Annotated in this window: 25 protein-coding genes; 10 read left to right on the top strand and 15 right to left on the bottom strand. The window is 31.1% G+C overall.

All coding sequences use genetic code 4. The features are described 5' to 3' along the window. Positions 1–47: 47 nt before the first annotated feature. Genes MBOVPG45_RS01550 through MBOVPG45_RS01525 form a run of 6 tightly spaced genes read left to right on the top strand, consistent with a single transcriptional unit; the run spans position 48 to position 7,141 of the window. Positions 48–1,217: a thermonuclease family protein gene (locus MBOVPG45_RS01550; RefSeq protein WP_013456155.1), complete on the top strand. Its 1,170-nt coding sequence runs from the start codon at positions 48–50 to the stop codon at positions 1,215–1,217. Between the two features lie 8 nt (positions 1,218–1,225). Further along, entirely contained in the window at positions 1,226–3,328 is a 2,103-nt protein-coding gene (locus tag MBOVPG45_RS01545) for an ATP-binding cassette domain-containing protein (protein WP_013456210.1), read from the top strand. Continuing rightward, positions 3,312–4,379, top strand: coding sequence for a carbohydrate ABC transporter permease (locus MBOVPG45_RS01540; protein WP_013456613.1), 1,068 nt, complete (start codon positions 3,312–3,314; stop codon positions 4,377–4,379). Before MBOVPG45_RS01545 ends, MBOVPG45_RS01540 begins: the two co-directional genes overlap by 17 nt. Next, entirely contained in the window at positions 4,318–5,301 is a 984-nt protein-coding gene (locus MBOVPG45_RS01535) for a carbohydrate ABC transporter permease (RefSeq protein ID WP_013456037.1), read from the top strand. The genes MBOVPG45_RS01540 and MBOVPG45_RS01535 overlap by 62 nt, the downstream gene beginning before the upstream one ends. A gap of 15 nt (positions 5,302–5,316) precedes the next feature. Further along, the gene (locus tag MBOVPG45_RS01530; RefSeq protein WP_013456278.1) at positions 5,317–5,595 is read left to right on the top strand and encodes a hypothetical protein; all 279 of its coding nucleotides are present in this window, start codon (positions 5,317–5,319) and stop codon (positions 5,593–5,595) included. A 7-nt stretch (positions 5,596–5,602) separates the two neighbouring features. After that, the gene (locus MBOVPG45_RS01525) at positions 5,603–7,141 is read left to right on the top strand and encodes an MAG5080 family lipoprotein (RefSeq protein WP_013456467.1); all 1,539 of its coding nucleotides are present in this window, start codon (positions 5,603–5,605) and stop codon (positions 7,139–7,141) included. A 69-nt stretch (positions 7,142–7,210) separates the two neighbouring features. Here the strand turns inward: MBOVPG45_RS01525 and obgE are convergent, their stop codons facing one another. Both obgE and MBOVPG45_RS01515 read right to left on the bottom strand, forming a co-directional pair. After that, positions 7,211–8,479 carry a GTPase ObgE gene (gene obgE, locus MBOVPG45_RS01520; RefSeq protein ID WP_013456486.1) on the bottom strand — a complete coding sequence of 423 codons (1,269 nt, stop codon included), beginning with the start codon at positions 8,477–8,479 and terminating at the stop codon, positions 7,211–7,213. A gap of 111 nt (positions 8,480–8,590) precedes the next feature. Then, the gene (locus tag MBOVPG45_RS01515) at positions 8,591–9,415 is read right to left on the bottom strand and encodes a Cof-type HAD-IIB family hydrolase (protein ID WP_013456545.1); all 825 of its coding nucleotides are present in this window, start codon (positions 9,413–9,415) and stop codon (positions 8,591–8,593) included. A 285-nt stretch (positions 9,416–9,700) separates the two neighbouring features. On the opposite strand from MBOVPG45_RS01515, the gene deoD reads away from it, so the two are divergent. From deoD to deoC, 3 genes are read left to right on the top strand one after another with little or no spacing between them, the layout of a single operon-like run. Then, positions 9,701–10,402, top strand: coding sequence for a purine-nucleoside phosphorylase (gene deoD / locus MBOVPG45_RS01510; RefSeq protein ID WP_013456427.1), 702 nt, complete (start codon positions 9,701–9,703; stop codon positions 10,400–10,402). Positions 10,403–10,420: 18 nt separating this feature from the next. Beyond that, positions 10,421–11,716 carry a pyrimidine-nucleoside phosphorylase gene (locus tag MBOVPG45_RS01505; RefSeq protein ID WP_013456167.1) on the top strand — a complete coding sequence of 432 codons (1,296 nt, stop codon included), beginning with the start codon at positions 10,421–10,423 and terminating at the stop codon, positions 11,714–11,716. A gap of 9 nt (positions 11,717–11,725) precedes the next feature. Further along, entirely contained in the window at positions 11,726–12,394 is a 669-nt protein-coding gene (gene deoC, locus MBOVPG45_RS01500) for a deoxyribose-phosphate aldolase (RefSeq protein ID WP_013456241.1), read from the top strand. Positions 12,395–12,438: 44 nt separating this feature from the next. On the opposite strand, the gene tpiA is transcribed toward deoC, so the two are convergent. Further along, complete coding sequence (tpiA, locus tag MBOVPG45_RS01495; RefSeq protein WP_013455966.1) at positions 12,439–13,221, bottom strand: triose-phosphate isomerase; 783 nt, start codon at positions 13,219–13,221, stop codon at positions 12,439–12,441. 118 nt (positions 13,222–13,339) lie between these two features. Here tpiA and MBOVPG45_RS01490 point away from each other — a divergent pair, with 118 nt between their 5' ends. Continuing rightward, entirely contained in the window at positions 13,340–14,392 is a 1,053-nt protein-coding gene (locus MBOVPG45_RS01490) for an MAG5150 family histidine triad lipoprotein (protein ID WP_013456455.1), read from the top strand. A 43-nt stretch (positions 14,393–14,435) separates the two neighbouring features. On the opposite strand, the gene MBOVPG45_RS01485 is transcribed toward MBOVPG45_RS01490, so the two are convergent. The 12 genes from MBOVPG45_RS01485 to secY all read right to left on the bottom strand — a co-directional run bounded on the left by MBOVPG45_RS01485 (position 14,436) and on the right by secY (position 22,690). Beyond that, positions 14,436–15,341, bottom strand: a complete 906-nt coding sequence (locus tag MBOVPG45_RS01485; protein ID WP_013456562.1) for an energy-coupling factor transporter transmembrane component T family protein — start codon at positions 15,339–15,341, stop codon at positions 14,436–14,438. Continuing rightward, positions 15,331–16,269: an energy-coupling factor transporter ATPase gene (locus tag MBOVPG45_RS01480; RefSeq protein WP_013456575.1), complete on the bottom strand. Its 939-nt coding sequence runs from the start codon at positions 16,267–16,269 to the stop codon at positions 15,331–15,333. Before MBOVPG45_RS01480 ends, MBOVPG45_RS01485 begins: the two co-directional genes overlap by 11 nt. Further along, positions 16,260–17,057, bottom strand: coding sequence for an energy-coupling factor transporter ATPase (locus MBOVPG45_RS01475; RefSeq protein ID WP_013456405.1), 798 nt, complete (start codon positions 17,055–17,057; stop codon positions 16,260–16,262). The genes MBOVPG45_RS01480 and MBOVPG45_RS01475 overlap by 10 nt, the downstream gene beginning before the upstream one ends. Before the next feature lie 174 nt (positions 17,058–17,231). Next, entirely contained in the window at positions 17,232–17,597 is a 366-nt protein-coding gene (gene rplQ / locus MBOVPG45_RS01470; RefSeq protein WP_013456394.1) for a 50S ribosomal protein L17, read from the bottom strand. Beyond that, positions 17,597–18,607 carry a DNA-directed RNA polymerase subunit alpha gene (locus tag MBOVPG45_RS01465; RefSeq protein ID WP_013456482.1) on the bottom strand — a complete coding sequence of 337 codons (1,011 nt, stop codon included), beginning with the start codon at positions 18,605–18,607 and terminating at the stop codon, positions 17,597–17,599. The genes rplQ and MBOVPG45_RS01465 overlap by 1 nt, the downstream gene beginning before the upstream one ends. A gap of 19 nt (positions 18,608–18,626) precedes the next feature. Next, on the bottom strand, positions 18,627–19,028 hold the full coding sequence (gene rpsK, locus MBOVPG45_RS01460) for a 30S ribosomal protein S11 (RefSeq protein ID WP_004023933.1): 402 nt from the start codon (positions 19,026–19,028) through the stop codon (positions 18,627–18,629). Between the two features lie 19 nt (positions 19,029–19,047). After that, entirely contained in the window at positions 19,048–19,419 is a 372-nt protein-coding gene (gene rpsM / locus MBOVPG45_RS01455; protein WP_004023934.1) for a 30S ribosomal protein S13, read from the bottom strand. Between the two features lie 6 nt (positions 19,420–19,425). Continuing rightward, the gene (gene rpmJ / locus MBOVPG45_RS01450) at positions 19,426–19,539 is read right to left on the bottom strand and encodes a 50S ribosomal protein L36 (RefSeq protein ID WP_014829961.1); all 114 of its coding nucleotides are present in this window, start codon (positions 19,537–19,539) and stop codon (positions 19,426–19,428) included. Between the two features lie 15 nt (positions 19,540–19,554). Further along, the gene (infA, locus tag MBOVPG45_RS01445) at positions 19,555–19,773 is read right to left on the bottom strand and encodes a translation initiation factor IF-1 (protein WP_004023936.1); all 219 of its coding nucleotides are present in this window, start codon (positions 19,771–19,773) and stop codon (positions 19,555–19,557) included. Positions 19,774–19,779: 6 nt separating this feature from the next. Further along, positions 19,780–20,529: a type I methionyl aminopeptidase gene (gene map, locus MBOVPG45_RS01440; protein WP_013456147.1), complete on the bottom strand. Its 750-nt coding sequence runs from the start codon at positions 20,527–20,529 to the stop codon at positions 19,780–19,782. Positions 20,530–20,567: 38 nt separating this feature from the next. Next, on the bottom strand, positions 20,568–21,218 hold the full coding sequence (locus tag MBOVPG45_RS01435; protein WP_013456188.1) for an adenylate kinase family protein: 651 nt from the start codon (positions 21,216–21,218) through the stop codon (positions 20,568–20,570). Then, a complete protein-coding gene (gene secY / locus MBOVPG45_RS01430; protein ID WP_013456323.1) occupies positions 21,212–22,690 on the bottom strand; it encodes a preprotein translocase subunit SecY in 1,479 nt (492 codons plus the stop codon). The genes MBOVPG45_RS01435 and secY overlap by 7 nt, the downstream gene beginning before the upstream one ends. Positions 22,691–22,879: the final 189 nt, after the last annotated feature.

The following is a 22,879-nucleotide window of genomic DNA, read 5'->3' as shown; positions in this document are numbered from 1 at the left end:
AAATAAACCAGGAAACTGGTTTATTTAATGAAATGGATATTAAAAAAATGAAGAGAAATATAAAGCACACATTGATTGTTTTAACAAGTGCCTCAGCATTTTTGCCAGTAATTTCGGCTTCATGTGAAAATGGTACAATTAAGGCAAAAGAAGTTGCAGAAGTGCATCTTCCAGATAATTTCGATATAAAAAAACTTAATTCTTCTGAAAAAAGAGTTTTTAAAAAGGCAAATTCTGTAAATTTAAATAGTGTAGATTATACAAAAGGAACTACCTTTGAAATACCTGGTGAAAAAGATTACTTTTTAAAAATTTATTCTTTAACTCCACCATCAATTGATGAAAATACAGTTGTGCCTCTTGATAAGGATAAAGAAGTTAGTGCTGAAATAAATTTGGAATTTAAAATCATTTACAAAGACCCTGTTGAAAACACTGTTGAGTTAGTAGATGGCTGAGAGAAAAAACTTAGCATTAAAAATGACAAATTTATTTTACATTCGCTTAATTCAGTTTATAACAGTTTCGAAAGTAACAAAGCCAGTGCTTTTGAATTTAAAAACATAGATTGAGACAAATTGAAGGCTAAATATTTTGATGCAGAAATAGTTAAATGAAGCGATGGTGATACACCTGTAGTTAAAGTTACTAGTGTTGATCCTTTAAATCAGAATGTTAAAGTAGGTGATGAAACTAAAATAAGAATTTCTGGCGTTGATACACCTGAAAAATTTGTGGGTGGAATTAAAAGCAGTAATCTAGAACACAACTATGCATTACTTTCATCTAAATTTGCTGAAGAAGCTTTACCAAAGGGCTCAAAAGTTAGAGTTTATGGCGATTCTAAAGATGCATACGGAAGAATAGTTGGCGATGTATTTTTTGGAGACAAATATCAATATCTATATTCAGTTGAAATAACTCGTTCTGGATTAACTTTACCATATTATGACAATGTAACTTTGGCATTTAGTTTTGTAAAAAATCCAGTTTACTGAGAGCATTATGCCTTGCTTCGTTTAGGTGAAGCATTAGAATATGCTAAAACCAACAAAAAAGGATTCTTTAAAACATTTGCATTGCCATACTGAATTCAATCTAACATTTACAAAATGAAGCCTAATGGAAAATGAACATTGCTAGATAAACACTCTCCTACAAATCTGTACAACATTGAAGGCATTAATTTAATTGATGATTCATACAAAAATAAATAAGGAACCATATGATTTGACTAAAAAAACTTATTGATAATGTTAAATTATCAACAGCAAAAGTCACTGATAATGATATAGCTGAATATGATAGACTCTCGGCAAAAATACTTAATTCAGATAAAAATGCAGAAGAAATTCCTGCAATTGAATTAAAAAATGTAATCATTGACTTCGGCGAAACATTGGCTGTTGATAATGTAAGTTTTAAAATTCCTAATGGTAAGTTAGTTACCCTTTTAGGTCCTTCTGGTAGTGGCAAAACTACAACACTTAATGCTATAAGTGGGCTACTAACAATAACTAGTGGTAACGTATACTTTAATGGTAAAGACGTGACTAATTTATCGCCTCAGCAAAGAAAATTAGGTTTTGTTTTCCAAAACTATGCACTTTATCCACATATGAGTGTTTTTGATAACATCGCATTCCCATTAAAAAATGATATTAAGTGACAAAATAAGGCAATTGACAAAAAAAATAGTGCAATTATCAAAATCAAAAACTTGTATTTAAAAAGTCTTGGTGCTTCTGATGAAGAGATTAACAAAATCAATGATTTATGAAATATTTATACTAATATTGATAAAGAAGTTGATTATGAACTTAATAATTTTGTGGTCAAAAACAATAAAATTATTGAAAAAGCAAAAACTGATTATAAATTAGCTAAAATCCACTATGAAGGGGAGTTGGCTACAATTTCAAAAACAATTTTAAAAGCATTTAACAGCTTGAAAAAGTCATACAAGCTTAAAAAAGACAATATTAAAAAACATTTCAATTTACTTAAGCTTAATAATGATCTTAAAAATGAGTCAGAATATCCTAAGTGTGAATTTTTAGCTAATCTTGATACTCAATTGCTTTCATACAAAAAAGTTGCTAATGTAGATGAAGCTACTGAAAAGTATCATAATTTACAAGAGGTTATTTCTGATATATCAACTCTAGATTGAAAGGTCTATTCAGAAAAAGATCAATATGAGCTTTTAAAAGTCGAAAACAAACTTCTTAAAGCAAGTTTATACTACAAATATTGTATGAACACACTAAAAGCTATTGAAAACGGAGAGCAAGAAGTAGCTAAAGCTAAAGAAGCGCTTAAAGAAGCTAAAATAGCTAACAAAGAGTTAAAGGCTAATAACAAGGAAGACTTAAAAAGATTAAAGCACAACTTCAAACATATGCGTTTTGTTGCCTATAAGATTTTTAAATCTTTTGCTGATGAAATTTATGCTAAATATAATCTTGATGAAGTTATGAAAGATGACAATGAGCATAAAAATGCTAATTTGTCCGAAGCACAAAGAGATGAAATTTATGAACTTTCAAAAGACATAATTTCAATTAAAAAAGCTATTTTTAATGAAGTTATGGAAGTTGCTAAAAGAGTTGAAATTCTTCCTATTTTGCAAAAGAAACCTACAAGACTTTCAGGTGGTCAACAACAACGTGTTGCTATCGCCCGTGCTATTGTTAAAAAGCCTGACATTTTATTAATGGATGAACCGCTTTCAAACCTTGATGCTAAATTACGTATATCAACAAGACAATGAATTAGACAAATTCAAAGAAATCTTGGTATTACAACAGTTTTTGTTACTCACGACCAAGAAGAAGCTATGTCTATTAGTGATATTGTTGTATGTATGTCAACATCAAAAGTTCAACAACTAGGCTCACCATTAGAACTATATAATAGACCTAAAAATAAATTTGTGGCTCGTTTCTTGGGTATGCCTGAAATGGGACTATTCCCAGGTAAATATGAAAACGGAAAACTTAGCGTATTAGGCAAACCAGTTGACGGCATTACATTTTATGAATATGACCAATTTACCTGTAATGTAGGGGTAAGAGCCGAAGACTTTGATATTGTAAAATCAAGCGCAGATGCTAATTACTTTGGATTAGTTAAAGCTGTTGAAAACTTCGGTAAAGAAAGCAAATTAATTGTTGAAGTTTCTGAAGCTGGTGACGTTAACTTCTTGGTCTCAAATGACTATGAGTACAACGTTGGAGACAAAATTTACTTCAATCTACCAACTAACAGGCTTCACATATTTGACAAAGCAAATGATGAAAGAGTAGAGTATGAAATTAAAAAATAGTTTCTGGGCTAAGCTTTCTCATAAGTCACCGGCTTTGTCCAAAGTGGCTATGAATAAGCAGGCAAATAAAAAATTGCAATCTCTTTCTGAATCAGTAGTTGACAAAAGAACGCCTGCTTGAAAACCTTTATCAATGCTTTTGCCAACAATAATTATTTTGCTAACTTTCACTATTGTGCCATTTATTATTAACTTACAATCAGCTTTCTTTGTTAAAAATGACGATGGTATAAGCGAATTTACATTTAAAAACTTTTCTGACTTATTGGCTGATCAAGCATATGCAGTTGGTGTAAGAAATGCCTTAATGTATGGACTTATAGTTTTACCATTTGTTATGATTATATCACTACTTATATCATCGTGTATAGCTAGTGTTTATCGTAAATGAGCCAGAGGAATATGACAAAGCATCTTCTTCCTACCATATATGACTAATGCTGTTGCTGTTTCATTATCATTTATTCAATTTTTTGCACCTAATGGTATGTTTAACACTATTTTCAACATCAAGGTTCCTTGATTAGAAAAGGGCGATGCATTCGCTTTTGAAGCATTATTCCCATTATTGGTTCATGGTATATGATCTGGGCTTGCATTTAATGTTTTGATTTTTACAACAGCAATGCTTTCTGTTGACAAAAATCTCTATAAATCAGCCTCAATTGATGGAATTGGAGGTATTAAACAATTCTTTACAATCACTCTTCCATCAATTAAATCAACAACAACATTCTTAATTACTATGGGTATTATTAATGGGATTAAAGTATTCCCACTTGCTCTATTTAACAACAGGCCTCTAGATGCAATTAATAATGGTGCTTCATCATTAATGCTTTATGTGTACCATATGACAAAAGAAGGTAAAGATGCTCTAGCTTCAGCATCTGCTATTATGCTTTTTGTAATTGGATTTACATACTCATTAATTATTAGAAGAGGATTCAACGCAGTAATACATGCATCAATTAACTTAGGAGAATCAAATGTTTGGAACAAAATTAAGAATTCGCCAGTGATGGTCGAATATCAAACTAAGAAAGAATAAAGACACTACTGCCAATCAAGTAAGGGATAATTCTGTTGCTTCGTTAGTTACTTGGTCATTTCTTAAAATTGCTGTTCTAGTGTTTTTTGCTGCTATTGTTCTCTTCCCATTTTTCTATATGTTAACTATTTCAGTTATGCCTAAAGAACAGGCTGAGGAGTTACAAAGTCACTTCAGCTTCTGGCCTAAATCATGAGAGTGACAAAACTACATTGAGGCTTCTCACGGTAGTAAAGACAGTAAAGGTTACTGATATGCCTTTTGGCTAACATTTGCTAACGTAATATTTTCAATTGTTTTAAAAATATTTGTGACAATGCTTTGTGGATATGCTTTTTCACTTAAAAAGTGAAGAGGCAAGGAATTTATGTGAGGATTTTTTATCTCTCTGTTAGTGCTTCCAGAAGTTGCGTTGCTTTTCGGTCAATATAAAGTTGTTATTTCATTAGATAATCAATTTGGTGTGCTTAAAAGTTTTATGGGTGCTATCGCAATGATAGCCTTGCCATTTGTGGCTTCAATATTCAATGCTCTAATGTTTAGAAATGCTTTTGAAGCAATTCCAGGCAGAATTAAAGAAGTTGCTATGGTTGATGGTGCTGTTGGAGCTAGGTATTTATTTAAAATAGCTATGCCAATGGTACAACCTACAACATTAACAATTGTTATTCTTACCACATTAGCATCATGAAACTCATATTTATGACCTGCATTGCTATTTACAGGCAGTAACTATGAAATTATGTCAGTTTGATTATTCCAAGTTGGACGTGAAAATATAGACAATGTTACTAGAATTCACCAAAATGTTAAGATGGCTGGTGCTGTGCTGGTTATTTTACCAATGTTCGTGTTTTACTTTATCTTTAGAAAGAAAATTATGTCTTCTATTTCTAGACAAGGTAGTGCTATTAAAGGTTAATGAAAGGATATTACAATGAAAAAAGTCAAAATTAAAAGCCTTACAATTGTATGATCAATTCTTGCATTATTAGCCTTAGTGTGCATTATCTACTGTTCAATAATAATCCACAATGCATTATTTATTATTGATATAAACAACTATGTGGCTTTAGATGTTAATGTTGTTGCGCAAGCTAGATATCAAATGTCTTATTCAATTGCTGGTGTTGCTGTTTCAATAATAATATTGTCAATTGGTGTTTTTATTACATATGCAGGAATAAAGAGTTGAAACTACAAGGCTATTTTATAGGGGAATTATGAAAAATAAATTTAAAAAAATATTATTAATTTCTTCATCTGTTTCAGCTTTTACTCTGCCAATTGTTTCAGCTAGTTGTATTCACACATTAAGTCCTAGCATATTGCTTGCTAAAGAGTTTTTAAAAACAAATCCAGTATCTAAAGAACATAATAAAAAACACATAGACTCACGTATTGCGTATTTAAAAGATTTAGCTTCTAAGCAAACTGATTCAAATAAGAAAAATGAATATGACACTAGAGCAAGTAACATCGAAAGCATCAAAGATCAACTTCACAAAGAAATTGCAGAAACTAAATACTTATATTTTGCAAATGATGTAAAGTCCTTAACAATTACGTTTAGAAACTTAACTTCACTTGTTGGTTCAAAAGTGCATAATGAAGACTTAAAGGCTATTTTAAGAGGTTATTTTGATGGCACACCATACTTATCAACATTTTTAGCAATTGAAGATAAATTGGTTACACAGAATAATGCTAACGCTTACGGTTCATCATTATCTGAATTTAATTCATTAGTTAAATCATATGCACAAACCTTCAATTACTACTCAGACAAATTTATTTCATTTGTAGAAGAAGCTGATAAAAACAATAAAAAGCCTTCAGAAGTTATACAACATGTGCTTCAATTCTACAAAGATAATAAAATTAGAATTAACAAAAACAACTATGAATATGGCTATTTACTAGCGCTTCCGCCTATTAACTTCCTAAGAAACTATGACCTTTCATATAACGAGAAAATTTTAGATCCTGTTCCTTTATTTAAACGTGAAATTGAACCAGATAGTGAAAAATGAAAAGAATTTATTGCTAATACTTCTGAGTTTTTAGAAAAGAATTCAAACTTATTATCTGGAATTACTAAAAAAGACTTTAGACAAGAAAATGAAAATGACAAAAAAAGGTTTGAAAAGTACTACGATACTATGAAAAATTATGGTACTACTTCAATTCAAATTGTTAAATTAATTCAAGACATTTTATTTATCAATGGTTGACGTGTCCCGACTTACATATCAGCTAGATTAGTAAAAAATGAAAAAACTAAGAAGTATGATTTCAAATATTTCCTAGAAGTGTTAGAAAATCCAGCAGAACCTAATAAAAAGTCAAGCTACAAAATTTATGATATCATCAAGGACTTTAACTTAGATAACCAAGATAAAAAGGTTACTGTTAGTCCACAGGATCAGTACTTGCCAACTCAATTTGATAAATGAGTTGATGAAATAAAAGATCTTGATATGATTTCTAATTATGAAGAAATAGTTGAATATAGCAAATTAAAGCCTGCTGTAACTACTATTGAAGAGCTAAAAACTGAAATTGCCAATCTTAAAAAAGAGCTAGAAACTGCTTCAGATGAAGGCAAAAAGAAAAGCTTGCAAAATCAAATAAAAGAAAAAGAAGAAGAGCAAAAGAAGACCGAAGAAGAGCTCAGGCAGTCTAAAGCAGAACAATTAGAAGTGGCTAAAAAGTTTATGGAAAAAATCAACTTAGGCCAAAAAATATCTAAACTTAATTAACATTGAAAAAGCAACATGTATTGCACATGCTGCTTTTTTATATTTGCCTATAAAACAGACCAATTAGACTTAAAATTCTCCATCTCACTCAAACTCATACTCTAGGATTCTGACAGTATCACCCGGCTTTATGTCATACTTAAGCAAATCATCTCAAACACCTATTTTTTTAAGCATTGTATTGAATCGTATTAAGTTATCATAGCTAACTAACGGAATTTTGTGATATATTTGCTCTATTTTAGGGCCAGTAATTTCAAAAAATCCTGCATATGGATTTGATATTTTATAATCTTCTTCTAATTTAATTTCAACAACTGATTCTTCTTCATCATCTTCTTCAGTTGGAGCCATCTTAGTCTCTTCTAATACTTTCCAAATTTTGCCTTTTAATTCATCTAAATTACTTCGTTCAATAGCGCTTATTTCAACAACATCAACATCAGGATATTTAGCCTTAAAAGCATCAACTCTTACCCGAAAACCCTGTAAATCAGACTTATTAGCAACAACTACTTTGGCTTTACTTGCTAATTTCTTGCTGTATTCTTCTAATTCTTTATTAATTACTTCAAAGTCTTCGATTGGGTCTTTTTCATCAGAACCAAAGTCAATTATTTGCACAACAACTCTGCACCTTTCAATGTGTCTTAAGAATTGAATTCCTAGACCTTTTCCTTCTGAAGCACCCTTAATTAATCCAGGTAAGTCTGCTACTGTAAAAGAATGATCGTGATATTTAACTAAACCTAATTGAGGAACTAATGTAGTAAATTCATACTCAGCAATTTTGGCTTTGGCATTTGATATAGCACTAAGTAATGTACTTTTACCAGCACTAGGTTTTCCTATAATACCAACATCAGACATTACTTTAAGCACAATATGAGCTAAATACTTTTCACCAGGTGTTCCATTTTCACAAATTCTTGGTGCAGTATTTCTGCTACTTTTAAATTTAGCATTACCTCTGCCACCTATTCCGCCTTGAGCAACTAAATATTCTTTTTCTTCTACTATATCAGCAACCAATTTATTATTTTTATACACCATTGTGCCAATTGGAACTTTTACATATGTGCTTTTGCCAGTTGCGCCATAAAGATTTTTAGGTCCGCCATTAATGCCATCTTCTGCACTAATTTGCTTATTTCCGTAAAGTGAAAGTAAAGTATTCTTGCCTTTATCACCTACAAAATAGATGTTTCCGCCTTTACCACCATCACCGCCATCAGGGCCACCCTTATCAACATGAGCTTCCCTTCTGAAAGAAATAATTCCGTCTCCACCTTTTCCTGCTATTAAAGTCAATTTAATCTCATCAATAAATTTAGCCATATAACACCGCCTTATTACTTTCAAAATTTTAACAAAATATTAATAAGATTAATATTTCATAAATTTTAAAAAAGCCATATTGCCTATAAAATAGGCAAAAATGGCCAACTATTATTCTTCTTTTTTATTTAAGTTGCCTTGGAATTTCTGCATATAGTCCAAAATTGCATGTCCTAGACCGTGTTCTTGCACATCTTTAGTCACAAAGTTAGCTCTCTTCTTAACTTCGTCCTTTGCATTATCCATAACATATGAATAATTAAACTTTTTGAACATACTAAAGTCATTTTCGCTGTCACCTATGACCATAATTTCATCAGTGCTATAATCTTTTAGTAGATTATCAAGAATTCACATAATTGCATTACCTTTAGATTCTTTTATTGGTAATATTTCTAAATTCATATGTGTTTTAATTAACTTACATTTTAGTTTTGAAAGCTCAGCCATAAGCTCATCAATTTTGTCAAAGTCTTCAAAATACACTTCCATTTTAGCTATTGGCTTTATGTCTGATTCGCCTTTGTACATAGTGAATTGGTCAAAACTTTCATATCTGTAATAAATCTTATTTAGAAACTCTTTTTCATTTTCTCTAAAAGCATAAAAAATATGACTTGACCAAGCCGCTGCTGGAATATTTTGTTCTCAAAAAATCTTAAATATTTGTTTAACCACATCAGCATCAATGTAGTCTTCCTTAACAAATTTACTGTTTTTATAGTCATAAATTTGTGCTCCAGATGAGCCAATAATATAGTCAGCATCGGTAAGTTTTGCTAATTTTAACATTCTAGGGCAAATAGGGTTACCAGTTGCTATATTGAAGCTTATTTGATATGACTTAATAATATCTAGATTGAAATTAGATACATAATTATCACGTGAGTAAATGGTACCATCCACGTCACTAAAAACAATGCCTTTTTTTAGCATATGCCCTCCTTATTTATTGTAAAAAGTATATATATTAACAAGTGTCATTTAATAATATAAAAAATAGCAAAAAACAATAGAAAATAAAACAATTATTTTATCAAATATTTACACATTGTCAAAGCTTTTATATAGGCGAAACACACCCCCATTATGTTAAAATATATATGATAGTTTTATTTATAAAATAAAGCATATTATGTAGGCTCTAATAAAATATAAATCACACATTTAATCAGATTTTTATTAGATTCATAAATTTTAATATTGCATTAAGGAGAAAATATGACACCACACATAAATGCACCAAAAGGATCAATTGCTAAATTAGTTTTAATGCCTGGCGACCCTTTAAGAGCAAAGTATATTGCTGAAACATTTTTAGATGAAGGATATGAACTAGTAAATACAGTTAGAAACGTTTTTATGTATACAGGTACATACAAAGGCAAAAAAGTTTCTATAGCTGCTAGTGGAATGGGTTGCCCATCAATTGGTATATATAGTTATGAATTGTTTAAGTTCTATGATGTTGACAAAATTATTAGAGTTGGCTCTACAGGTGCCTATGTAGAAGACTTAAAATTATATGACACAGTATTAGTTGATTCAGCTTACGCTGATTCAAATGCTTTTAGAAAATTAGTATTAAATGACCACTCATTTGTGGCTTACCCAAGTGCTTCATTGAATGAAGAAATTAAAAAATCTGCTGAAAAGCTAGGAATTGAAATGAAAACAGCTAGAACTCATTCTTCTGATGTATTTTACTCATCAGTACCCCTTAGTGAAAGAATAGCTGAATCACAAGCTGCTTGTGTGGAAATGGAAAGCTATGCGCTATTTACAAATGCTGAAAAATTAGGAAAGCAAGCTGCTTGCTTACTAACAGTTAGCGATAACTTAATTACACACGAAGAAACAACTCCTGAAGAGCGTCAAACATCATTTAATAATATGATGAAAATAGCTTTAGAGTTAGCATAATTAACTATTAGGATCAAAATGCGTATTGTTGATTTAATTGAAAAAAAGAGATTAGGTAAATCTCTTAGTAATAGCGAAATAGACTTTTTATTAGGCTCATATGTCAAGGGACAAACTCCTGATTATCAAATGGCTGCTTTTTTAATGGCTGTAATGTTTCAAGGAATGGAATCAGCTGAGTTAGCTTACTTTACTAAATTTATGATGCACTCAGGCGATGTAATTGACCTATCAGATATTCCTGGTATAAAAGTTGATAAGCACTCAACTGGTGGTGTAGGTGATAAAACAACACTGGCTGTTGCTCCTATTTGTGCTGCTTTAGGAGCTCCTGTCGCAAAAATGTCAGGTAGAGGTCTGGGTCATACAGGCGGGACAATTGATAAATTAGAATCAATCCCAGGCTTTACAGTTGAACTTAGTGATGCTCAATTTAAAAAACAAGTTAAAGAACACAAAATTGCTGTTATTGGACAAAGCAGTTCATTAGTACCTGCTGATAAAAAAATATATGCCTTAAGAGATGTTACTTCATGTGTACAGTCAATTCCACTTATAGCTTCTAGCATAATGTCTAAAAAACTTGCAACTGGTAGCGATGCAATTTTATTAGATGTTAAATGTGGTAATGGCGCATTTATGAAAACACCTGAACTAGCAAGAGAATTGTCTAGAACAATGATTTCAATTGGCAAAGAGCTAAATGTTGATGTAAGAGCTGAAATTACAAATATGTCTAGACCAATCGGCAGGGAAATAGGCAATAAAAATGAAGTTTTAGAAGCTATTAGAACACTTCAAGGCAATGGTCCATCTGACTTTAAAGAATTAGTTTATTCATCATGTGCAACCATTATGGAGCAAGCTAAAATTGCTAAGTCACATGAAGAAGGCTTAAAGTTAGTTGATGAAGTTATTAAAAATGGTAAAGCATTAGAAAAGTTTTATGAATTCATCAAATTACAAGGCGGTGATACTGAAGCGTTAAAAAGCCCTTCATTTTGAAATCCAAAATATTCATTTGATATCTATGCAGATAGCAATGGATATTTAGAAATTTTTGATGCCTTAACATTTGGAATAGTTGCAATGAAGCTTGGTGCTGGTAGAGCAACTAAAGAAGATAAAATTGACTTTGAAGCTGGTATTACATTGCACAAAAAAACCAATGAAACGGTCAAAAAAGGCGATAAGCTATTTACACTCTACTCTTCAAAAGAGATTAATTCAGACTTAAAAGATGAATTATCAAAAGCATACAGAATTGGCGCGGTGCAAGTTGAAAATAAAATTATTATTGACAGACTAAAATAGAGGAATAAAATGAAAATTGATTACAACAAAATGATTGACCACACATTTTTAAAAGCTGAAGCTACAAAAGCTGATATTGATAAATTAATTACTGAAGCAAAACAATATAACTTTAAAACAGTATGTGTTAATTCTTCATATGTTCCATATGTAAAAGAACAGTTAAAAGGGACAGATATTGGCATTACTTCGGTTATAGGTTTCCCATTGGGTGCAATGCTTACAAATTGCAAAGCATATGAAGCTTCTGAAGCTATAAAAGCTGGCGCTGATGAAATTGATATGGTTATCAACATTGGCAAGCTAAAAGATAAAGACTATGACTATGTGCTTAAAGACATTATGGTTGTAAAACACGCTTGTGGCAAGCATGTCCTTAAAGTTATTGTTGAAACAGCACTTCTAACTAAAGAAGAAATTGAAAAAGTTACTGAAATTGTTATGCAATCAGGTGCTGAATTTATCAAAACATCAACCGGTTTTTCAACTCGTGGTGCAAGCTTAGAAGATGTTAAAATAATGAAATCAGTTTGTGGTGAAAAATTACTAATTAAAGCTGCTGGTGGTATATCAAATAAAGATGATATGATTAAAATGTACCAAGCAGGCGCAACTAGATTTGGCACAAGTAGATCTGTTGCTATAGTTGAAGGGAAAAAATCACACGGCGGCTACTAGAAATATAAAAAACTGAAATGGAGCGAAATCCACCTTCAGTTTTTTTATTTTTCTTTAGGCATAATTCCGTCGGAATTTGCTGATATAAGTTTTAAAAATTTGTCAATTTTTAAACTTGCTGATCCAACCAAAAAACCATTTAAATTAGGCAAATTGGTAAAATCATTTATATTTTTCTCGCTAATGCTGCCACCATATAAAACAGGCACATCAGGGCTAGTTAGCTTGTGAATTAGTGCACTGACATTTTCAACTTCTTCAGGTGTAGGAGTTATTCCAGTTCCTATTGATCATACTGGTTCATAAGCTATAATAACTTTGTGAATATTAACTTCATCTAAAAGAATTTGTAACTGTTTATGAATAGCCTCTTCAGTTCTGCCAGCATCTCTGTCTTCTTTAGATTCGCCAATGCAGATAATTGGTGTTATGTCATATTTAACTGACTGCTTTATTTTTAAATGAGTTGATTCATCATTTTCATGGTTGCTGTGGTATCTTCTTCTTTCTGAGTGCCCACATAAAGCATATGAAACATTGATATCTCTAAGCATTCTTGCACTTACTTCTCCAGTAAAAGCGCCTTCTTCATTTTTAGACATATTTTGACTGCATAATTTAAGTTCGGGAATCTTATTTGTAAAATAGGCAGGCAAATTACATTGTGAAGGGGCTACGCCAAAAATGTTATTATCAATGTAAGGAACTAATTCAGGATTAGCTTTGCGAAACTTTTTGTATTCTATAGCAAACTCATCAAAAAAGTTTAATGTTTCTGTAAATGTTTTATACATTTTTCAATTGCCAATTACTATAAATTGCTTCATTTTATCTCCTTATTTTAAGAGCATATATAACAAAATGATGAATATTTTTGATTAGTGCATTTATAATTATTATATTAAAACATATTATTTTATATTATCCAATATGTAGAAAGATATTATGAAAAATAAATTAAATAAGTTCTTTATGATAGCACCATTAGTAGCTTTCCCCTTAGTTGTATCGGCTAGGTGCAATAATACTAATACTAATCAAAGCGACAATAGCACAAAGTCAATAAGTGAACTTATAAAACAGTATAAAGTTGAAGTTGACAGAATTGAAAATGATTTTTTAGCCAAAAAAGTTAATAACTCATTTCATTCAGACAATGCAGAAACTAAAAACTTTTTCAATGTTATGTTATATGACAATTTAGTTAAGAATATTATTGACCCTGATGCTTCTTATGATATAGATAAGCAAATGCAAAAGTTTTATGACCTAGTTAAAAATGACGAATCAGTCTATAAAACAGTAAAAGGTACATTTTTTGACTATGCTCATAATTCGCAAGCAGCTAAAATAACTAAGGCTTTAGTTAGCTTAACTAATGACCTAAATGTTCAAGTAGTAAATAACTCTAATAAGTTTTTTGATGACTTTAACAATAGAAGTTCCAAAGATAATTCAAAAATTATCTATTTTGCACTTCCACAGTTAAATGAATCATCAGCTTTTTTTACCAACAAAGAGTGAACTGAATGGATACAAGATGACTATAGAACTGTTTATAGCTCATTAATTAATTTTAATAAGTCTTCTTTAATAGAACCATCACAATTTAAAGATGATTTAATAAAAATATATGATTCTAACACAGGAGAAAACTCAAGTCATGATCACTCGCATGCTACATATAGTATGATCTGAGAGTTATCTAATTATTTAAATACTTTTCATGAAATTGCTTCAAAGCTAAAGTATCATGATTCAGTTTCTAAAATTAAAAATGCACTAAAAGACAAGCCTGAAATTTTGAAGGTTTTTGTCGAACTAACCAATAAAACAGACTTATTCGTAAAAAATTCAGAAATAAGTAAACTTAACCCTATCTACGAAAAAGCAAAAAATGCTTTTAAATTATTAGATAGTATTAGGATCGCTTTAAAAAGAATAGCTGATGCTATAAAACTAGATGATAGTACAATTAGTAAAATTTTACCGAACTAAAATAAAAAACGAGTGTTTGAAAAGTTCACTCGTTTTTTAATTGCTAAAATGCAAAGAATGTATTTGCATATCAAAAGACTTGTTTTGTTGGTATTATTTGTTTGTCAACTAAGACAACATATGTAATTGCTCAGGCAGCAATAAGAACTAGAAATATATCTCTTCAGGTTGGAATAATTAATCTATATTTAGTTCTTTTAGCATATGGATTGTATCCTCTGGTTTCCATTGCATTTGATAAGTCTTCAGCCTTTGAAAATGCAGTTACAAATAATGGAATAATTAAAGTTGTAAATGACTTAACCTTATCTTTAAATTTACCATTTTTAAAGTCAACACCCCGGCTGGCTTGAGCTTTAGTGATTCTTTGTGCTTCTTCTAACAATGTAGGAATAAATCTTAAAGCAATATAAATTATCATTACTATTACGTGAGTTGGAATAAATAATAATTTAAGTGGTAATAATAAATCATCAATTGCTTTTGATAAAAGCATTGGCTTAGTTGTATTAATCATTAAACTAGTTGCCATAATCATAATATAAACACGTACCACAAGACCTAGTGTTCTAGCAATTACTTCTCATGAGATATGGAAGCTTTTACCTAAGTGAATAGGAAGCGGATATCACTGTTTTAAGGCTTTATACTTCTCAGTTCACTGTCCAGCTGAATCATAAACATCAACTTTCATAGTATAGATATTAACTCAGAAAAGGAAGAAACCAATAAGTAACGGCATTATTCATAGTCTTAAAAATGCTGTTGGGCTTTTAGTTTCAATTAAGAATAAAACTAACAAAGGAACTAAAATTATGCCTAATGTTATAAAGTCTTTAGCAACAAAAGTTAAAACAATGTAAATTATGATGAATACAATTTTGAATCTAGGATCCATTCTGTGAACAACTGTGTCGTTCATCATATAGCGACCGTAATTACTGTTCATCTTTGACCCCACTCTTATTTTTATTACTCATATGTTTATTAATAAAATCAGCTAGTTCATCAATTGAAGTAACTCTGGGAACATTTATTCCATTAGCTTCTAATTTAGATACAAAATCCAAAAGCTTTGGCGGTTCCATATAGTTATTTTTCAAAAATTCAGTATCTCTTAATACATCATGTGTATCACCGTCTTTTACAATTTGGCCGTCTTTAAAGGCTAATACTCTTTGAGTGTATTCTAAAACATTATCTAAGTCATGAGTTACAATAATAACTGTTTTACCTTGATTATGGAGCTCTTTGAAAATATTTAATATTTCAATAACTCCAGCAGGATCTAATCCTGCAGTGGGTTCATCAGCAATTATAAAATCTGGTTCCATTGCTAATATCCCTGCAAGAGCAACTCTTCTTTTTTGACCACCAGATAATTCAAATGGTGAACGTTTTAAAAACAATTCATCAAGCCCAACTAATTTAATGTATTTAGCAGCTCTTTCAAATGCTTCTTGTTTGCTGATACCAAAACTTCTTGGTCCAAATGCAATGTCTTTTTCAATAGTTTCTTCAAATAGTTGGTATTCAGCAAACTGAAATACAACTCCAACTCTTTTACGAATATCTTTAGCTTTCTTAACTTTTTTTCTACGAGTAGGTTTAACTATAAAACTATCAATGAATTTTTCTTTTTTGCCTGTTTTACGGTCAAGTTTCTCATTTTCAAAAACTCATTCTATTTCGCCATTGCTAGGTAATAACAAAGCATTAAGATGCTCAATAAAAGTTGTTTTGCCACTCCCGGTTTGTCCTATTACTCCAATAAATTCACCTTGCTTAATTTCAACATTTACGTGGTTTATTGCATTAAGTTCATAAGGAGTTTTAGCTAAAAATGTGTGCACTAAGTCTTTAACAGTTATTTGCATATTTGATCTAATAACTCCTGTTCGTGATATGTTGGTTTTACACCATTAATTTTTTCGCTTAATTTGTAAATAAAAGGAGAGTCAATTTTAGCTAATGATAAAATCTCTTTGTTGTTTAATATTTCGCTAGGGGAACCAGCAGCTATTATTTTGCCTTCAGAGAAAACTAAACAATAATCAGCTAAAATAGCTTCATCCATATCATGGGTTATTGATATAAGTGTCTTCTTTCTCTCTTTTTGTACTGCATTAATGATATTAAGCACTTTTCTCTTGCCCAGTGGATCAAGCATACTAGTTACTTCATCAAAGATAATAATGTCAGGGTCTAAGGCTAAAACTGATGCAATAGCTACACGTTGTTTTTGTCCACCAGAAAGAGATTGTGGACTTTTTTCTAAGTAATTACCCATCCCAACTTTTGTGGCTAATTCATCAATAATAGGTTTCATTTCCTTTCTAGGAACACGTTTGTTTTCTAATCCAAAGGCAACATCATCTTCAACAGAAGCACCGATAAATTGGTTATCTGGATTTTGAAAAATGATTCCTATTTTACTTCTTATTTCTCTAATTGTTTCCTTGCTTATAGTTGTGCCATCTAATTCAATTTTTCCGTCAGCTGGCTTATATAGTGCAACTAGTAATTTAGAAAATGTACTCTTACCAGAGCCATTGTGTCCTAAAATTGCTACATACTTGCCGCTCTCAATTTCCAAATTAAGATTGTCAATAGCATATGCACTAGCACTTGGATATTTAAACATTAAGTCAGTTACTTTGATCATAATGTACTTATTATACTACCAAAACAAATTTTGAAAGTTTAACTTTTTAAACTATTTTAAAGGCTGAAAAGTAAAAAATGATGCTTAGAATAGCATCATTAAATCAAAAGGAATTTTGCAACTTTTAGTTAAATTGCAAAGCAATTATTATTAAAAGAAAGCGGATAAGGAAAATTAAACTAATTCAATAATAGCCATAGGTGCATTGTCACCTTGACGGTTAACTAACTTGTAAATTCTAGTGTAGCCACCATTACGTTTTGCATATGATGGTGCGATTGTGTCAAATAAGTGTTTTAGTACATCTTTCTTGCCATCTTCTACTAATGTAGGACGCAAGAAACTTGCACAAATTCTACGGTTTGCAAGAGTTGGGTTTTTTGCCTTAGTAATTAATTTTTCTGCATGTCTACGTAATTCTTTAGCACGTGTTAATGTAGTTGTTATGCGACCATTAGCAAATAATTCGCTAACTAATGTTCTCATAACACCTTTACGTCATTTAGCGTCACGACTGTAAATTTGTGTTGGATTAGCCATTATTCATCTCCTTTATTTAGAGTGAAGCCATTTACCTTTAAACATTCTTGAATTTCATCTAATGATTTTCTACCTAAGTTCTTAGTTTGTTCTAATTCCTCTCAGGTCATAGCAGCCACTTCAGAAGCTTTTGTTTTTCCAATTCTCTTAAGTGCGTTTAATGAACGTACAGATAATCCTAATTGGTTAATATCAACATCATTTTCAATTGGTTCATCATTTTTAACTTTTTCTTCTTCGAAGACATCAAGCTTCATTGAATCAACATCACCAACAGCCATAAAGTGAGCAACTAAAATCTTGCAAGCTTGATTTATAGCACTTTTAGCATCAATGGTGCCATCAGTTTTAATTGTGAATAATAACTCTTCTTCAATTTTATTGCTAGATGTATTTAGTTCTCTAACAGTATAACTGCATTTTTCAACAGGACTAAAATTGCTGTCAACAGCTATAAATAAGCCTTTTTTGATGTTTGATTCAATTTTTGAAGCAAATAAAGAATCATTTTGTATGAATTTTTTATTGCTTTCATTTGAGATAAAACCTCTGCCTGGCCTTAAGAATAGTTCGATCACCAATGAACCTTTTTGTATGTTTGCTATTTCTTGGCTTTTGTTGATGATCTCAACTGAAGGGTTAGTTATTTCAATGCTCTTAGATGTCACAATTCCTGGTTGTTCAGCTTTAATTGTAGCTTTAATAATTTCGCCGTCTTTAACAAATTCAGGATTATATTTGAATTTAACTTTCCTTAAGTTCATTATGATAGCTGTAACATCTTCTACAATTCCCGGAATAGTTTGAAATTCGTGGCTAACACCTGAAATTTTGATTGCAAATAGTGCTAAAGAAGTAACGTTTGATAATAAAACTCTTCTTAGTGCAACTGCAACAGTATTGCCAAAGCCTCTTTCAAGTGGTTTAAGTGAAAAGGTAACTTCATTTAAATTATTATTGATAGCAGAGTTACTTACTTGTAAGTAATCTAACTTAGACATTCTTTCCATAAGTGATACTCTCCTTTAATTATTTTCTCATTTTTTCACGCTTAAGAATACGTTTTGGTGGTCTAGTACCATTGTGAGGAACAGGTGTTACATCTTTAATTTCTGTAACAGTAATACCAGATACTTCTATTTGTTTTCTAGCAGCATCCTTTCCAGCACCAATACCTTTAAGTTCAACTCTTACGCTTTTAATACCATGCTCTTTTGCAGCTTCTGATGCTGCTTGTGCAGCTAAACCTGCTGCATAAGGTGTTTTCTTTTTGGTTCCTTTATAGCCAATAGCACCAGAACTGCTTCATGCTATAACGTTACCTAATTCATCAGCAAATGTCACGATTGTGTTTTGATTAGTTGAGTGGATGTGTGCTACACCTTTAGTAATGTTTTTCTTTTTTGTTTTTTTAACAACTTTATTAGCCATAATTATTCTCCTAAATTAACTATTTAGTTGACTTCTTACCAGCAACAGTCTTTCTAGGACCTTTTCTAGTTCTTGCATTACTTTTGGTGCTTTGGCCTCTAACAGGAAGACCTTTACGGTGTCTGATTCCACGGTAGCACTTAACTTCCATTAAACGCTTAATGTTTAATGAAACTTCTCTACGTAAATCGCCTTCTGTGACATACTCTTTTGCAATTTCTCTAATTGCGCTAAGTTGTGCTTCTGATAAGTCTTTAACTCTGATGTTTTCGTCAATTTTTGCCTTTGCACATATTTCTTGTGCACTTGTTCTACCAATACCATAGATGTATGTTAATGAAATAACTACACGCTTGTTATTTGGGATTTCTATATTTAAAATTCTTGCCATCTATTTTTATCCTTGTCTTTGTTTATGTTTAGGGATAGAGCAAATTACCCTTATAACACCTTTACGTTTGATAATACGACAATCTTTACACATTCTCTTTACGCTAGCTCTAACTTTCATAAATTAGCAAATCTCCTATCTATTGTGTCGATATGTAATACGCCCTCTTTGTAAGTTGTAAGGGCTTAATTCAACATCGACTTCATCACCAGGTAAAATTCTTATGCGATTAACACGCATTTTACCTGAGATATTAGCTTTAATATCTTGTCCACTTTCTAAAGTTACTAAATATTCATCCGTTGAATATATTTCTTTTACTTTTGCTCTAATTTTAATAGCGTCCTTTGCCATTTTTTATTAGATTCCTTTCGTTAACACAACACCTTTACCATTTTTGATTAAAACTGTATGTTCATAGTGAGCAGTATTTAGTCCGCTTGCACTAACAACAGTTCATTTATCTTTTTTAACATATACGCGGTCAGACTTTTGCAAAATCATAGGTTCAATGCATATAACCATGTTATCTTTTAATAAGATGCCGGTTCCTTTTTTACCATAATTAGGTATATAAGGATCTTCATGCAATTCTTTTCCTATGCCGTGACCAGTGTAGTCTCTAGGTGTGTATAAATTATTATTTTTAATTACTTGACCAATAGCATAACTAATATCGCCAACTCTTGCGCCTGGCTTAATAGCAGCTAAGCCCGCTTCAAAAGCTAATTTGGCTACTTCAATAATTTTGCTATCACTTTCAGTAATTTTGCCAACACCTTTAGTAAAGGCACTGTCACTCTTATATCCATGATAGTCGCATCCTAAGTCAATTTTGACAATGTCACCATCTTTAATAACGTAGTTTGAGGGAATGCCATGGATAAGTTCGTCATTTACAGAGATGCAAGCTGTGGCTGGAAAACCATATAAACCTTTAAATGCAGGTTTTGCTCCTCTTTTAATTATTTCATTAAAAGCATGACGATCTAATTCTTTTAATGAAACTCCTGGCCTTACAAGATCATATAAAATTTCTTTGACCTCTGCCAGGATCTTGCAGCTTTTAGAAATTAATTCAATCTCACGACTGCTTTTGATTGATACCATATTAATTAATTCCTAACTTTGATTGTGAATTTTTGCTATTACTTTGTTAATGAATTAACAATTAAATCAGCTAGTGCTTTTGGATCATTATTAGCTTCAAAAACATATACCTTATTTTTATAATAATCCAATAATGGGCCTGTTTGTTCTTTGTAAACCATTAATCTATTCTTAATCGATTCAGGGGAATCATCTTTACGAGTAATTAATGGGGTTCCACATTTATCGCAAATATTTCCCTTAGAAGAAGGCATAAAATCAATATGAAAACTTGCTTTACAATTTGGACAAAAACGACGTCCTGATAGCCTTTTTAGTATCAACTCTTCACTAGCTCTAAGTTCTATTACTTCATATTTAAAATAAGGTAGACTATCTAAAAATTCAACCTGTGAAAGCGTACGAGGATAGCCATCTAAGATTACAATTTTACCTGATTTATTGTAATTTTCTAAAGCTCTTGCCACTATTTCGTTAGTAATGTCATCTGGAACATAGCCACCTGATTCTACAATAGAAGATACCTTTTTGCCTAATTCACTTGCAGAAGCAATTTCAGCTCTAAATATATTGCCAGTTGATAAGTGAACTAATCCATACTCTTGAGCAATTATTGATGCTACTGTTCCTTTGCCAACACCAGGAGGCCCCATAAAAACTAAGTTTTTAATTTTTTTATCTCCTACCATAATAAACCGTCCTCTGACTTAGGTAAATTACTTTTGCTTGGTTTGCTTTCAGCTTCAGTATCAAAAGCACTATTGTAAGTAGTTTTAGACTCAGCAATGTTTTCAGAAACAATTCTTGATAAGCGTTTTTGTTTTGAAAGTTGGCTTGATTTTATTCTTGCTCTGAATTGATCAATTGTTTCAATTGAAACTGATACTAAAATCATCATGCTAGTTCCACCAAAAGACATTGCTGCTGGTATAGCCAATGTAATTACCATAAGATATTGAAATGAAACCAAAATAACTAAATAAAAAGCACTAAAAGTTGAAAGCCTCATTACAACACTAATTAAATAATCTTCAGTTTGCTCACCTGGCTGGATACCGGGAATAAATGTTGAGTTTTTAGTAAAGTCTTCAGCAATTCTATCAACACGCGATTGTTGCAAACCCATAATAAATGTGAAAAAGAAAGTAAATACAACTAAAAGACTTAGACCTAATGGTTTTGAAAAGTCCATGTTTTCTCTTATTCATATCGCAGCTGTGTTAGTGTTTGGAAGTATTCTAGCGATTAATATTGGCAAGGAAACAAACATTGAGGCAAATATAATTGGCATAACTCCGGCAGGATTAAGCTTAATTGGAAGTTTACCCATATCTTTGACGCTCTTACTTCTTCCAGCACCGATTTGCTGTATTGGGATATGTCTTTCCGCTAAGTAAATCACAATTATGACAAATAATAGTGCTAAATAGACAAATAAGTAAGTTAAGAACTTTAAAACTCCAACTACTATAGCTGAGCTTTCTGTGTCACTTACATAAACTCCTCATGCTGTTTGAAACTGATTAGGTAGTTGAAAAGCTATACCAACAAAAATAATTAAACTGGTTCCATTTCCAATACCTTTGTTAGTTATTTGTTCAGCTATAAAAAGTGAAAATAATGAGCCACCAATTAAAATAAAAGGCAATAAGAAATAAGTTACCAAGTTTTTATTTAATCCATATGGATCAATTCTAATAAAAGGATTATCACCACTACTTAGCGCTATTGTAAGCATAAATGACTGTGGAAAGGCAATAATAAGTGTTAATACACGTGTTATTATGTTAATTTTTCTTCTGCCTTCAGGTCCTGATTGCGAAAGCTTTTGCATTGCTGGAAAAGCTTTAGTTTGCAATAAGGACATAATTAAGGAAGCATTAATAAAAGGACTAATTCCAAGTGCCACTAGCGAAAATTGTCTAAGTCCACCACCACCAATAAGGTTTAGTGTACTAAGAAAAGTATCATTATCAATTGAATTTTTTATATTGCTAAATGTAACAAAAGGAGACTTAACTGTAGTCATAATAAGGTAGATTGCTAAAAGTGTAGCTGTATAAAGAAACTTTTTAGTAATTTCTTTTGTACTTCATCACTCGTTTCATTTTTTGCCAAACTTATAGAAAAACTCACGAATTTTTAGTCCAGAATTCTTCATACTTCTCCTTCATTATCACATAAACTACAGCATACATAACCTATATAAAATATATGTTATATTATAATGAATTTACTTAAAATTTAAAGCCTTTTTATTTGATAGTTTGGAACGAAATTATGCTGTTTATTTTTCGGAAAAATAACATACAAAAATTTCCCTATAGCACTGTTTTGTAGGGATTTTGGT

Origin of the sequence: Mycoplasmopsis bovis PG45, from assembly GCF_000183385.1 — a bacterium.
GTDB lineage: Bacteria > Bacillota_I > Bacilli_A > Mycoplasmatales > Metamycoplasmataceae > Mycoplasmopsis > Mycoplasmopsis bovis.
This window is presented reverse-complemented; position numbering and strand designations above follow the sequence as displayed.